The sequence below is a fragment of the Noviherbaspirillum album genome (assembly GCF_035916955.1).
GTDB lineage: Bacteria > Pseudomonadota > Gammaproteobacteria > Burkholderiales > Burkholderiaceae_D > Noviherbaspirillum > Noviherbaspirillum album.
Genome location: NZ_JAWIIV010000001.1, coordinates 289,470 through 302,988, shown reverse-complemented (window position 1 = coordinate 302,988; position 13,519 = coordinate 289,470). Strand labels below are relative to the sequence as shown.

Below are 13,519 nucleotides of genomic sequence, written 5' to 3'. Positions count from 1 at the left end.
TCTCTTCCTCAAGCCTTTACGTCGTAATGGCGCTGCGGATCGAAGATGCCTTCCGGCAGGGCGATGCCCTTCAGCTGAAGACGCTCGCAGAAGCGCGGACGGGTTCCCGTGGCGCAGAAATAGCCGCGCACGCTGCCGTCCGGCGCCATGCCGGTCTGGCGGAACGAAAAGATTTCCTGCATTGTGACGACATCGCCTTCCATCCCGGTCACTTCCTGTAGGCTGAGCAGGCGGCGCTTGCCATCGGACAGGCGACCGACCTGCAGCACCACCGATACCGCGGAAGCGATCATCTGGCGCGTGGTCCGGGCCGGCAGCGAGATGCCGGTCAGCGCAATCATGTTTTCCAGGCGCAGCAGCGCGTCGCGCGGTGTATTTGCATGCAGCGTCGCCAGGGACCCGTCGTGGCCGGTATTCATGGCTTGCAGCATGTCGATCGCTTCCGCGCCGCGCACCTCGCCGACGACGATGCGGTCGGGGCGCATGCGCAGCGCATTCTTGACCAGCGCGCGCTGCGATATTTCCCCCTTGCCCTCGATATTGGCGGGGCGCGATTCCAGGCGAACCACGTGCGGCTGCTGCATCCGAAGTTCCGCCGTGTCTTCGATGGTGACGACGCGCTCGTCGGCGCCGATGCATCCGGACAGGATATTGAGCATGGTGGTCTTGCCGCTGCCGGTGCCGCCCGAGACAAGAATGTTCAGCCTTGCCTTCACCATGCCTTCCAGCAGGTGGGCCATCGGCGGCGTCAGGCTTTGCAGGCCGATCAGGTCCTGCATGTTCAGGGCCTTGGCGCCGAAACGGCGGATCGACATGACCGGCCCGTCCACCGCGAGCGGGGGAATGATCACATTGACGCGCGAGCCGTCCGCAAGCCGCGCATCGACCATGGGACTGGATTCATCGATGCGCCGGCCGACGCCGGACACGATCTTGTCGATGATCTTCATCAGATGGGCATTGCCGCTGAAACGGATGCCGGTTTCCTCCAGTTTGCCGCCGCGTTCCACGTAGACGTGCTCCCAGGTGTTGACCAGGATGTCGGACACGCCGGGATCGGCCAGCAGCGGCTCCAGCGGCCCGAGTCCCAAGACTTCGTCAAGGACGTCGCGCACCACGTTCCTGCGCTCGGCGTCGTTGAGGGCGACGTTTTCGGCGACGAGAACCTTTTCGGCCACGCATTTAAGTTCGTCGCGGCGCTGCGTCGGCGGCAGCTTTTCGACCAGCTTCAGGTCGATCTGGTCGAGCAGGGCCAGGTGCGCGCGCAGCTTGATGTCCTGGTAGGCCTGGTCGTCCCGCGTGTTCTTCTGCGATGCGGACGTATCTTCGTGTACGGGTTCTCCGTAGTGCATCTGCAGGCGATCTCTTAGTGACATGTGCTTTTCCTTCCCGAAGTTTGTCCCGACGCGGCGCTCAGGCGCGCTTCAGGATGCGATTGAACCGACTGAACCTGTTGAACCAATGGTTTTCTTCCGCCGGCGCCTTGCCGAGCAGGGCGCCAGCCCAGCCGGCAAGGCTCTTGGCGATGGGACTGCCGCCGGCCAGTGCGGTGACGGCCACGCCCTGGTTGGCCGCCGCCTCCGCCGCCTCCTCATGCAGCGGCACGGTAAGGCGTATCGAGACCCCGCAGGCGGCTTCCAGGTCCTTGATCGTCAGTGCGCCGTCTTTCTGGAAACGGTTGACCACGAGTTCGATCTTTCGCGTCGGGTATTCGAGCGACTGGAAGATGCCCAGCATGCGCTTGGCGCCGTGGACGAACGGCAGGCTGGCCTGAACCACCGCAAAGATCGTGTCGGCATGGTCCAGCGCGCGTATGGTCAATCCATCGAGATTGCGGCCCACGTCGAGAATCACGTAGTCGTAATGGCGCGTTGCCAATGCAAGCAGCGCATCGATATGCTCAGGCTTGATCTCAAGCCCGAGAGCCGGATCCTCAGGCGCTGCAAGCAGGTCGAAGTCGGGGCTGACCTGCATCATGTTCGCCTTGAGAAAGGCTTCGTCAAGGCGGTAGATGCCCTGCACCACATCGGCAATGCTGGTTGCGGCCTTGCCGTCGGACAGGTACAGGGCCGCATCGCCAAACTGCAGGTTGAGGTCGAACAGCGCGACCTTTGCGCCTTGCTCGGCGAGAGCGTGGCCGAGATTGGTCGCCAGGAAGGTTGCGCCGCTTCCGCCCTTGCAGGAAGCAAAGGCGAGCACCTTGCCGGACCTTCCAGCCTGGTCGCCACTCCTGCCGGTCTTGGCAGCGATGCGTTCGATGGCCGCATCGAATGCCGCGCCGTCGGCGTTCGACGGAAGCACTTCGCGCACGCCGCAGCGCATCGCCTGGATCAGGAAATCTGCCGACTCGCATTGGCTGAGAATGATGATGGCCATGCGCGGATGCTGCATGCCGACCTGCTCCAGCGACGTCAGCGCCGCGGCATTGTCACCGCCCTCCGCACAGTCGACGATGAGGATGTCGGCGGCCAGCTGCGAGGCGAGGGCGCCAAGGCGCTGCGGCGTGCATTTCATCTCGGTCACCTGCAGCCGGCGTGCCGCGGATGCCAGCGCGCGTCCGATGCCGTCGAGGCGGGACATGTCGGCGGACACGATGGCAATGTTCAAGTCATTCATGATGTTCTCTGTATCCAGGTCAGATCGTGGTCCGAAGCGGCATTGCCTAGCGGGCGCCGCCGGTGTTGAGCACGCTCTGGTGCGGCGTCGGTGCGCTGTAAGACTTCACGTAGCGCCCGGTGGCTTCAGCCGCGGACTTGCCGTCCTGCGCCGGATTGTCCGTCCTGGCCGATGCGGCGGGATCGATGATCTGCGAGCGCTTGAGCGTGCTGAAAGCGTCGCCGAAGCGGCTGTCCAGGTTGGGCGTGAGCGGCGTGCAGCCCGCAAACATCGCGATGGCAGCGACGGCGCAGGCAAGTGCGTGCGGGCGGCTGTTGTGCTTTGCGAATTTCATGGTCTTCTCCTGACGTGCTTACTTGATTTCAAAGCCGGTGGGATGCGCAGCAGCCTTCGCCGGCTTGTTCTCCGCGGTTGCCTGTGCCTGCTGGCCCTCCATCCGGCCTTGCAGGAAGAATTCCTCGCGGCTGGGCTCGACCAGATGGTCCGTAGGCAGAGGGAATGTCTGCGGCAGCGGCTTGACCAGGCGCGGCGTCACGATGAAGACCAGTTCGGTCTTGTCGGTCTGGAAGTCGCTGCTGCGGAACAGCGGGCCGAGAACGGGCAGCTCGCCCAGCACCGGCAGTGCCTTGACGCTGGTGATCATGTTGCTCTTGATCAGACCGCCGATTGCAAAGCTTTGGCCGTCGAACAGCTGAACGGTCGTCGCCGCGCGGCGCGTGGTGATCAGGGGCAGGACGGCATTGCCGCCGGTGCCCGAGGAAGAAATGCCGACACCCTCGCGCGACAGTTCCGAGACTTCCGGCGACACCTTCAGGTTGATGCGGCCGCCTTCGAGCACCGTGGGCGTGAAGCGCAGCCCGACGCCGAATTCCTTCTCTTCCAGCGTCACCTTGCCGTTGGCGTCCTGCGCGACCGGAATGAAGATGCGTCCGCCGGCGAGGAAGCTGCCGTCCTGGCCGCTGATGGCCATCACGGTCGGCTCGGCGAGAATCTTCACCAGGCCGTTGCGGCGTTCGGCATCGATCTGCATGAAGCCGTCGCCGCCCTTGTCCAGGCGCACGCCGCCGTTGCCGGCGCCGCCAAGTTTCGACAGCAGGCCGAGAGTCCAGCTGCCCTTGTTCGCGGTGGCGTTCAGTCCGACGCCCAGGTGGTCGAGCAGGGTCTTGGAAATCTCGGCGACCTTCACTTCCAGCATCACCTGCTGCGGCGCACCCACCGACATCATGTTGACGATGCGCTCGGTGCCGTTGCCTCCGGCTGTTCCGGCATCGTTGCCGCCCTTGCGCACGAAGGCGTTGGCGATGGTCAGGATGCGATCCACCGCGGCGGCGTCGGTGGCGGTGCCGCTGATGACCAGCGAATCGGCGGCGGCGCTGACCTTGATATCCTTCTCGGCCGGCATCAGTTCGCGCAGGCTGTCGCGCACGGCGGCGGTATCGACGCCGACAGCGACTTCCACCATCGCGCAGCGGCCACCCTTGTCCTGGAACATCAGGTTGGTGGAACCGACCTTCTTGCCGAACACGAAGAACATGCCGCGCGCCGCCGCCGATGTCAGCGGTTCGATCTGCACGATCTCCGGATCGGCCACCGCGCGCAGCCATGCCGGCGAAGGCAGCTTCAGCGCCGAGAGGTCGATGCGGGTGGACTTGCCTTCGGCTACGCGCAAGTTGGCGGCCTGCGGGAATTCACCCTTGCAGACCGGCACGGACGCGGCGGCGCTCTTGGCATGGATGCCGGCTTTGGCACCGGCATTGGCAGCGGCTTTTGCGGTGCCGGCTTCTTCACGCTTGGCCTTGCCAGCCTCGGCATCGGCCGCGGACTGCGCCGGCGCGGCGTGCGCAAGGCCGGCCATGGCGGCGACGGCAACCGCGGCGATGCATTGCCTGAACAGGCCGCCACCGTGATGCGGCATCGGCCGCGCGAACATCTGATTCATCTCTGTCATTTCCCGTTCCCCCTTGTCAAATTCTCTGATCTGCGTTGAGCACGTTCCGACTCAGCGGCATTGCGTGATGTGTCCCGAGCCGGTGAGGACCGACTGGCATTGTTCCGCGGCGGCCGGCTGGCTCTTCGCGGTGCCTGCGGGCTTCCTGGCGGGCCTGGCCGCTTCGGCGGCTTTTTGTTCCGCCTTGTCTTTATCCTTGGTTTTGACCGGCTCCGGCTTTGCCTGCGATAGCAGCGTGGCCTTGGTCGCGCCCGTGGTCTCGGCCGGCTGGTGGTCGATCTGGTTGCGCAGCACCAGCGAAAGCTGACCGACGCTGCGCGCCAGGTCGAGCTTCTCGGCCTGCTCCGGCGTCACCTCCAGAGTGACCGCATTGACGACCTTGGGCCGGGTGTCGTTCTGGCTGGCTTCCTGCGCCACCGCGAGCACCAGGATGCGCTCCAGGACCAGCTTGGAAATGTTCTGGTCGCTTGTGTCCGACGGCCGGCGCTCGCCCTGGGTACTGACCAGGATGTCGACGTAGTTGCCCGGCAGCGCGAAGCCGGCGACGCCGATGACATCGTTCACGCGCACGGTCATCGCGCGCTTGCCCTCGGCCACCACGGCGGAAAGTCCGCCGGTCGCGCCGGGCGATGCCAGCTTGGATTCGAGGATGGGTTCGCCGCGCTGCACCGCGACGCGGGTCACGCGGCTGTCGATCTGCTTGCCATCGCTGAAAGCGCCGGCGGGAACGCTGTCGGCCGGCCAGTCGACCATGCGCACGACGTCGCCGCTCAGGCGGGTACCGAGGTTGATGTCCGTCGACGCGACCATGACCTTGCGCGAATTGATTCCGGCCTGCTCGTTCATCCACTGCGATGCGAGCACGACGGCGCCCGCGGCTGCGGCAAAGGACACGCCGATCATTACCATGGCTTTTGAGCCTTTCATACTTTCTCCCTGTTCGTCTAAAAAATGCCTTGAATCGCTGGTGCGTCGTCCCGGACGGTTCTCTGGATCAATCTCAATGAAATACGCTTGCAAACCATGGAAGTTCGAAGCCGCCGCGCTTGAGCGCGATGCAGACCAGCGTTCCCGCCGCGATCGCCACGCCGTAGGGCATCTTTCCCGCTGAATCAGGCAAGGAGGAAGCGCTCGGCATCTCGTTCATCGCGAGCTTGAAATAGCCGGCAAGCAGCATCGTGCGCAAGTTGTCCGCCAGGCAGCGCAGCCGCCCCGCGCGGATGGCGACGAGCAGCGAAAGCACGCCGCCGGCAATGAAGGTCGCCAGGGCGACGCGCGCGATCATGTCCGGTCCCAGGAACGCGCCCGTCATCGCCATGAGTTTTACGTCTCCCGCTCCGAGTGCGCGCAGCAGATACATCGGCAGCATGAGACAGAATCCGACAGCCGCTCCCGCAAGCGCGGCTCCGATGCCCGCCGCTCCCGGCAAGGCGCTGAGGAAGCCGTTCCCTTCGGGCAGGGCGCCGTTGAGCAGGCATCCCGCGCACAGGCCGGCGAGAATCAGCTTGTTGGGAATGCGGCGGCATTGCACATCGCTGCACACCGCGGCGGCAAGGAAGGCGCCCAGCAGGCACAGCACGCCATCGGCGATCAGCGCTGGGTTGAGTTGATCCATCATCTGCCTCCGCCTGCTTGTTGTGTTGAATGGATTGAAGTCGATCTGCTTCTGCTGATTCGATCCGGCATGAATCTTTCATGCCGGATCGGGGAAGCCGTCTCAGGACAGGGCCGCCGGGCAGTTGACGCCACCGCCGCCGAGGCGGGTCGCGATCGTGTTGAAGGTGGCGCAGAGGCGATTGCCGACGCTCGACACCGCCACCACGATGACCACCGCGATAAGAGCGGCCAGCAGGCCGTACTCGACAGCGGCGGCGCCCTCTTCGTCACGCAGAAAACGAACCACACCGGAGAAAAACTGGTTGTTCATACAAGCTTCCTTTCAGTAGAAATGAAAAATTTGATGGTGAGGCGGGACGAGGCGCGTGCCTTCAGGGCACTTGCCGGTTCCCGGTGTGACGTTCCCGCTGGATGCCACTCCTCTCGATCGACCCAAGTAATCGGCTGCGATGGCGCTTTAAGCCCAGGGCTCTGCGCGACAGGCAGTGAAGATTGATTACTTAGTTATGTGTGGTAACCGAAAAAGGAGTGGTTCGGACGGACGCCGGGTGTTGAGGTTTGTTGAGGATCGAGTGAGGATTTGTTGAGAATCCGGGGCGAACCGCCGGTCGGCTGGCCGCTGGCGCTTGAGGAAAGGCGGCGGGAGGGAGACTGCTTCCGGTGCGGCTAAACCATGCTTGTTGCCAAAAACGCCATGCACGGGGTATTGACGCAGATCTGCAGTCGGGCCCTTTCCAGCCATTGGATGGTGACCCACGACGCCAGGGTTTTCATCTGGCGAGTGCCGCTTGAAACCCGCCGTTCCCCGGAGATATCCAGCATGTCGGCATGCCTGCTCGCGCTAGAGCGTTTTCGGTTTGACTGGAGTAGGCGAAGCCGAGAAGATTTGCCCGCAGGACAAGGCGTGGTGACGCGACATGGCGGGGCCATGGCAAGGAGACACAACGCAGTACTGTGGGCAAAGGTTCCTGCATCGTCAGTACAGTCAAGCCGAAAACGCTCTAATGCACGCCTTATGACAATCATTGGGTAAAACACTCGTCCCCGGCATCGATGATGCCGGGGCGTTCTCGTTTCCGTTTCCGCTTACCGGAATGCCACGGGAGATGCTTCCGCCACTCCATGCATGGCATTCGCTATCACCGAAGACAGCCAGGCTGATGCCGCTTCCATGGTGAATGCCGGCAGTATTGCCCGCGATCCGGGCTTGAACTCCTTCACATTGGCGTTATTGGCATAGGCAAGCTGTTCGATCGTTCCCGTCTCGTCGACCAGCCCCAGCTTCAGTGCCTGTTCGCCGCTCCATACTTCGCCGGTGTCGTAGGCGACGCCCTCCTTGAGTTTACTTCCCCGGCGCTCCTTGAATTCCGCGAAGAACTGGCCACCCGCATTGTCCACGAGTTCCTGTGCCTTCCGGCCGGCCGCTTCCGAAGGAGGCGAGAAGGGGTTCAGCATGTTTTTCAGATCGCCCGAGGCGTAAACCTGGTGCCTGACGTCGCGTTTGTTGAGTGCCTCATGCACGTCCCATGTCTGTAGCGCGGCGCCGATCGACCCCACCAGGCTATAACGGCCAGCATAGATCTTGTCGGTATGCATGGCGATCATGTAGCCGGCGCTGGCGCCGATGTTCTGGATGACGGCATACACCGGTTTCTTGTGGCGCTTCTTCAGTTCCCCAACCGCGAAATTGATACGTTCGGCCTCTACCGGCGCGCCTCCAGGCGAATCGATCGAGAGGACCACGGCTTTAACCTTTGGATCGGCAAATGCCTCGTTCAGTGCAGGAACCACCTTCTCCGCCGAAGCGTTGGATGAATTCTTGATCGCGCCGGTGATGCGCACCACACCGAGATAACCGTCGGCATCTTTCAGCAATGGCCCGGTCTTGGGCTCGTAGAACAACGTGGCGAGATAGACGCCGATACCGGCCAGAAGGAACAGGGCGGTGATGACCCGGCGCACGGCCCTCCAGCGGCGGTCGGACCGGCGCTCCTTGAGCATATCGCTGACCATCAGCGACGTAATCGCCTGATGTGTTTGCTCCGGCGTCATGCCTGCAAAATCCAATCCCGTTGAGCGTTTGCCGAACCACCTGCTGCGACGGGATTTTCCATCCGTTTCGTACTCCATGATCCATTCCTTTCTTTAACACGACGGGTACATTGTGGACCATTCGGAAGACGCGTCACAGATTCTCCACAATGCACGACCTGAAAACGGCATCCCCTGCGGCGCCTTATTTCTTTAATGCGGCATCCTGATGCCCGAAAGAATTCCGTCGGGCCTGGCCAACTGTTTTCGCTCCAATATGCGGCCTCCACCGCCGAAGCTCGTCATTGGATAACAATCGCTAACAATCACCAACAGTCACGCCATTTCCAGACGCCCATACGCCCATACACCGGAATCGACCCGCTTGGCATTGTTGTATATTGTTCGGCGTCGCAGCGCCTTTTACGGCGCTTGCTCCTACCCAACGACCCTATGAAAGGGAGGTGAAACTTGTATCGTCTTCATGGTTTCTGCCAGTCCGGCAATTCATACAAAGTGGCATTCTTCCTGAATGCGCTAAGGCAGCCCTGGGAGCCTGTGTTCGTCGACTTCATGAACGGCGCCACGCGCACCGACGAATGGCGCGCGTCGACCAACGAGATGGGCGAGGCGCCGGTGCTGGAAGACGGCATGCGCCGCCTGACCCAGTCAGGGCTGATTCTCGGCTACCTGGCGCGCAAGCATGGCGCCTTCGAAGGGCGCACCGAGGATGAGAAGCTGGAGGCGCAGCGCTGGATCCTGTTCGACAATCACAAGTTCACCAGCTATTTCGCCACTTATCGTTTCATGAAGGCCTTCGGGCCGGCGGCACCCGACCCGGCCGTCATGGGCTGGCTGCGCGGCCGCATGGATGCCGCTTTCTCGGTCGTCGACAAGCACCTGCGGGAGCGGGCCTTCATGGTGGGCGACGCGCCCACGATCGCCGACTTTTCGATGTGCGGCTATCTGTTTTACCCGAATGAGGAGAGCGGGTACGACTTTGCCGAGCGCTATCCGCATATCGGAGCTTGGGTAGAACGCATGCGGGCCATTCCGGGGTGGGGGTCGCCTTACGATATTTTGCCTGGAGAGCGCCTGCCGGTGCGGTGGTAATACCAATCCCAAGTTATGACATGACAGATGAGATCGGTGGATTTTTTCGTCTGGCAAGGCACGGGAGGAATCCATAGCGGGGCTATGGATGACGAGCGCAACGACGCCAGGCGGGAATGGTGGCTGGAAGTGTCAGCTTTATGAACGAAACCGGTCATTGAATATGGTGCCCGTTCAAAGCGGATCGCCATTACGCCAAGGTGATGCCTGCGGTTGTTCCGTGGGTGACTATCGCTTGGATAGAGATCGTTCCTTGGAATTGTCCGTTTAGCCGAAATTTCAAGTATCAATTGCCCAAAACGACGATGGGCCTCTACAGGCGCCGAAAACTTTCAACTCTGATTGTGCATTTTCAACTTTCAATTGGCGGAACCATTTTCCGGTTCGGTATGGATGGCGCAAGCAAATTTATGCAGGAAATTTATCGCGGTTTCGATCCTGTCGCTTTCGTACATCGATTTCAGTAGGCAAAAGCCATTTCCCGCAGAAAGGCTTCACGTTCATCCACCGTTGCGTGAACTTCAGTAAGCCTGGGCTTCTAATCTTCTTTGCCATATGACGTCACAGGTCTGTCATTCCGGACCGCCCTCTGGCATCTTCGATGCGCAATTTCCAGGCTTTTCTTAAATCAACGAAAGACACGGAGGCAGTCATGCAAACCCCCGATCAGAAGCACCTCGGAGAACAGCAGAAAAAAGCGGCAGGATTGAACGAGCTTCAAGGTTCCATGGGTGGAACGGGAATCGAAAACATCGGCGACCAGGATTCGCCGGCCGGCGTCAATACGGCCGTATCGTCCGGCGCTCCGATTGACGATGTCGGCGGCTCGGGCATGGGCAAGGCGGCGGGAGAAAGCGATATCGATGCCGAGGCGCAGCCAGCCGAAAAACGCGCGGTCGACGTTCAGGACCGCAGGGACCAGGCTCATTGACCGGCGGGCAGCGGTGTTTCCCGGTTACCGGCCCCTTCCCGGTTTCCCCGGGCAGGGGCCGGTAACCGGGCTGCCCCCGGCACAAAGAACGGGACAGGGCCGTCGGCATACTGCCGGTACAGCTCGCCGTAGGCATCCCGCAGCCGGATCTCTTCGTGCCTGGACCCGAGCACGAAATACACGGTGCTCACCAGGTTGAACGCAAGCCGCCGGGTGGTCATGTGCGGTGTCAGCCAGAAGATGGGGATGCCGGCGAAATTCAAGGGATGCCGGCTGTGCAGGAAAGGCCCGCTGATGCCGAGCCGTCCGTCCTGCTTGAGCTCGGGTCCCTGCGCGGCAGGGCCGGGAGGGAGCGGCAGGCCGCGCTTCCATGCCTGCAGATTGGCAACGCCGGACCACTGTGCGACACCGGCCTGCTTCAAGCCATGCAGCAGATAGGCCACGCCGGCGGCCTGGCCGAGCCGCAGCACGAGTGCGCCGGGTCCGTCGATGCGATACAGCGTGACCGTCGGCAGGCGCGCGCCGTAGGCCAGCAGCGCGCTGAATCCGGCCAGCGACTGCACCACGAAGAACACCCGGTAGCCGGCATCCCGCCTTGTCTCGCCCAGCCATTGCGCGGCGACTCGTTTCGCGCTGCGCGTGGCAAGCGCGCTGTGCACGGCGGCGAAGGCGAGAGTGGCAATCCCGATCTTGATGGTGGTGCGCATGGCGAGTCCGTTTCCGGTTCAGGCCGGCGCACTGCGGCGCCGGGCTTCGCTCAGGAACTTGAGCAGCAGGCGGTTGACTTCCGCCGGCGCCTCGTTCGGCGCCCAGTGACCGGCATCGCGCAGCAGCTGGATGCGAATGCGCGGCGCGAAACGCTGCAAGCCCTCGAGCAGGAAACTGCCCAGCGACGGATCCTTTTCTCCCCAGATCACCAGCACCGGCGCATCGGTCTTCGCATGCCGCGCAAGCGCCATCGCCCCGGGCCGGGCATTGATGCGGTAATAATCCAGCGCCGCCTTCAGTGCGCCCGGCTGCGACAGCGTATGCACGAAGTCGTCGATCTCTTCATCATCGAAGGCCGGCTTGCGGTAGGGCATGGTCTTGAACATCTGCCGCACGACCAGGAAGCGGCGCGCGGCCAGCAGGCGTTCGGGCAGCAAGGGCAGCTGGAAGAAAGCCGCGTACAGGCTGCGCACCGCCTGCGAGGTGCGCAGTGCCTTTTCCGCATACACCTGCATGTGCGGCGCGTTGAGGATGATCAGGCGGTCGAGCAGTTCCGGATAGGCACCGGCGAAGGTCCAGGCGATGACGCCGCCCCAGTCGTGGCCCGCCACCACGGCGCGCGGGTAGCCTGTAGCCTTGACGATGAGGGCGACATCCTTGACCAGATGGCGCAGGTGGTAATCCTCGCGCCGGGAAGGCACGTCGGATGGCGGATAGCCGCGCAGGTTCGGCGCCCAGACCGAGAAGCCGGCCGCGACCAGGGGTTCGATCTGGAATCGCCAGACATGGCAATTCTCCGGAAAGCCGTGCAGCAGGATGACCGGAGGACCCTCTCCGCTGATCTCTACATGCAGGAAGACGCCGTCGCCCTGTATGCGCTCATGGCGCGTTGACACGGTCGTCACCGGGCTTTCCTTTCAGGAAGGCCGGAATTGCGACGCACGCGCCCGCAAGCCCGTCCGGCAACGCGCCGCTTCATACTTCAACTTCTGCCGGCGCGAACTGCGGATCGCTTTCCTTCAACGCGTCGCGCAATTGGTCCGCCATGTCTTCCAGCTCGGCGATCAGGGCCGCGACCTGCAGGCCGATGAACAACCTCTTGTAGATTTCCCGCTTGCGCTTTCTCATTTTCATGTCGGCATCCTCCTGGTTGAATGATTGCATTTGCGCAGCACCCGGCAGGCCTCTGCGGCGGGGTGAAGTACCAGCTGCAATCGCAATCAGTAGGCAATCCGGGCTCCGGCGAGTTCCATGAGCCGCTATGCCTGCCGCATGACTTCGAAACGCCCCTCGAGCGCCCGCACCAGGTAAAGCTCGTCGAAGCCTTCATCCATGGACGGCCGCTGCAGCCGCTTGAGCGTGCCGAACAGACCGACAGGTGGTACAAGCTGCTTTTTGTCGCGCTGCGCGTTGCGCTGCTCGGAAGCGGACGGGTCCGGCTCGAAGAAGTAGCCGATCACCCGGAAGCGCGCCTGTCTTGCCGCGGTGATATAGCGCGCTCTTTCTTCACGGGAAGGATTGGTATTGTCGACGACGAAGCGCTGCTGCGTGGACAGGCAGGCGTCGAGGAAACGCGTTTCCCGGTGCCGCGTCTTGAGGAGATCGAGGCTGATGCGCATATGCGTATCGAAAAAGCGCTGCCGGTAGAACGTGGACTTGCCGCTGGCCTGGATTCCGATGAAGAGAAGCATTTCCACGACCGAATCGCCATTCCCGCTTTACATCATCGACTGGCCGAGCAGGCGCTGGAACTGCTTTCTGACAAGGTCATAGCATTCGCAGGTCGCATGCTCCAGGCCTTGCCGGTCGAGCACGGTGATCACGCCGCGCTTGTATTCGATCAGCCCGCGCTCCTGGAACCTGCCGGCAACCAATGTCACGCTGGGACGGTGCACGCCGAGCATGGAAGCAAGATACTCGTGGGTGAGCTGGAACGGCGCCCGATGCATGCGGTCATGGCTCATCAGTATCCAGCGCGCAAAACGGTGTTCGACCGAATGCAGCGCGTTGCATGCTACCGCCTGCGACACCTGCGCGAGGTAAGCCTGCAGGTAGCGCAGGCATATCCGGCGCAACGGCGTATCTTCATTTGTCAACGCGAGAAATCGGCCTGTCTCCATGCGCAGCGCTTCTCCCGGAATCTGGCATACCGTGGTCGTGATGGCGATGTCGTTGCCGGTGAGCAGATCGACGGTGCTGAAGCCTTCGTAGCCGACCGTGCCGACTTCCACGGATGCGCCGTTGGACATGGTGCTCAGTATGGAATGCTCGCCGCACAGTGGAAAATAGGCATGATGGATCGGGCCGTTGCGCTCGAACAGCTTGAAATGCAGGGGCGTCCGCATGTACTCCAGGTCGGGAACGAGTCGCTCGTAATCTTCGTCGGGCAGCATGGCCAGCAACAGGTTCCGGCATTCGTGTCTCGACTGCGGAACATGCATCATTGGAGTCTCCTGGTATCACGGAATAATTGACAAGCTTGCAATCGCTGTGACAAGGAAAGGCCGGCAAAGTTTGTGGCGGGGATAGAACTCGTGGCTCAGGCAGATATGCCA

At 62.3% G+C, this 13,519-nt stretch carries 15 protein-coding genes; 2 read left to right on the top strand and 13 right to left on the bottom strand.

The window, feature by feature from the left end; translation table 11 throughout:
- Positions 1-8: 8 nt before the first annotated feature.
- The 8 genes from RY831_RS01300 to RY831_RS01265 form a co-directional block, all read right to left on the bottom strand.
- Entirely contained in the window at positions 9-1,376 is a 1,368-nt protein-coding gene (locus RY831_RS01300) for a TadA family conjugal transfer-associated ATPase (RefSeq protein ID WP_326504522.1), read from the bottom strand.
- Between the two features lie 37 nt (positions 1,377-1,413).
- Positions 1,414-2,616 (bottom strand): CpaE/TadZ family protein, encoded by a 1,203-nt coding sequence (locus RY831_RS01295; protein WP_326504521.1) that lies wholly within the window; start codon positions 2,614-2,616, stop codon positions 1,414-1,416.
- A 46-nt stretch (positions 2,617-2,662) separates the two neighbouring features.
- The gene (locus RY831_RS01290) at positions 2,663-2,950 is read right to left on the bottom strand and encodes a hypothetical protein (protein ID WP_326504520.1); all 288 of its coding nucleotides are present in this window, start codon (positions 2,948-2,950) and stop codon (positions 2,663-2,665) included.
- Between the two features lie 18 nt (positions 2,951-2,968).
- Positions 2,969-4,564, bottom strand: a complete 1,596-nt coding sequence (locus RY831_RS01285) for a type II and III secretion system protein family protein (protein WP_326504519.1) — start codon at positions 4,562-4,564, stop codon at positions 2,969-2,971.
- A gap of 51 nt (positions 4,565-4,615) precedes the next feature.
- Entirely contained in the window at positions 4,616-5,491 is an 876-nt protein-coding gene (gene cpaB, locus RY831_RS01280) for a Flp pilus assembly protein CpaB (RefSeq protein WP_326504518.1), read from the bottom strand.
- Between the two features lie 73 nt (positions 5,492-5,564).
- Positions 5,565-6,182 (bottom strand): A24 family peptidase, encoded by a 618-nt coding sequence (locus RY831_RS01275; RefSeq protein ID WP_326504517.1) that lies wholly within the window; start codon positions 6,180-6,182, stop codon positions 5,565-5,567.
- 99 nt (positions 6,183-6,281) lie between these two features.
- Positions 6,282-6,491 carry a Flp family type IVb pilin gene (locus RY831_RS01270; protein WP_326504516.1) on the bottom strand — a complete coding sequence of 70 codons (210 nt, stop codon included), beginning with the start codon at positions 6,489-6,491 and terminating at the stop codon, positions 6,282-6,284.
- 776 nt (positions 6,492-7,267) lie between these two features.
- Entirely contained in the window at positions 7,268-8,311 is a 1,044-nt protein-coding gene (locus RY831_RS01265; RefSeq protein ID WP_326504515.1) for a S49 family peptidase, read from the bottom strand.
- A 372-nt stretch (positions 8,312-8,683) separates the two neighbouring features.
- Here RY831_RS01265 and RY831_RS01260 point away from each other — a divergent pair, with 372 nt between their 5' ends.
- Together RY831_RS01260 and RY831_RS01255 are read left to right on the top strand one after the other, a co-directional pair.
- Positions 8,684-9,325: a glutathione S-transferase family protein gene (locus RY831_RS01260; protein ID WP_326504514.1), complete on the top strand. Its 642-nt coding sequence runs from the start codon at positions 8,684-8,686 to the stop codon at positions 9,323-9,325.
- Positions 9,326-9,977: 652 nt separating this feature from the next.
- Positions 9,978-10,256, top strand: coding sequence for a hypothetical protein (locus RY831_RS01255; protein ID WP_326504513.1), 279 nt, complete (start codon positions 9,978-9,980; stop codon positions 10,254-10,256).
- Here the strand turns inward: RY831_RS01255 and RY831_RS01250 are convergent.
- The 5 genes from RY831_RS01250 to RY831_RS01230 all read right to left on the bottom strand — a co-directional run bounded on the left by RY831_RS01250 (position 10,250) and on the right by RY831_RS01230 (position 13,408).
- Positions 10,250-10,963, bottom strand: coding sequence for a methyltransferase family protein (locus RY831_RS01250; protein ID WP_326504512.1), 714 nt, complete (start codon positions 10,961-10,963; stop codon positions 10,250-10,252). The genes RY831_RS01255 and RY831_RS01250 overlap by 7 nt on opposite strands.
- An 18-nt stretch (positions 10,964-10,981) precedes the next feature.
- Positions 10,982-11,869 carry an alpha/beta fold hydrolase gene (locus RY831_RS01245; RefSeq protein WP_326504511.1) on the bottom strand — a complete coding sequence of 296 codons (888 nt, stop codon included), beginning with the start codon at positions 11,867-11,869 and terminating at the stop codon, positions 10,982-10,984.
- 70 nt (positions 11,870-11,939) lie between these two features.
- Positions 11,940-12,098 (bottom strand): hypothetical protein, encoded by a 159-nt coding sequence (locus RY831_RS01240; RefSeq protein ID WP_326504510.1) that lies wholly within the window; start codon positions 12,096-12,098, stop codon positions 11,940-11,942.
- 125 nt (positions 12,099-12,223) lie between these two features.
- The gene (locus RY831_RS01235) at positions 12,224-12,655 is read right to left on the bottom strand and encodes an AAA family ATPase (RefSeq protein WP_326504809.1); all 432 of its coding nucleotides are present in this window, start codon (positions 12,653-12,655) and stop codon (positions 12,224-12,226) included.
- Positions 12,656-12,682: 27 nt separating this feature from the next.
- The gene (locus RY831_RS01230) at positions 12,683-13,408 is read right to left on the bottom strand and encodes a Crp/Fnr family transcriptional regulator (protein WP_326504509.1); all 726 of its coding nucleotides are present in this window, start codon (positions 13,406-13,408) and stop codon (positions 12,683-12,685) included.
- Between the last annotated feature and the right edge of the window lie 111 nt (positions 13,409-13,519).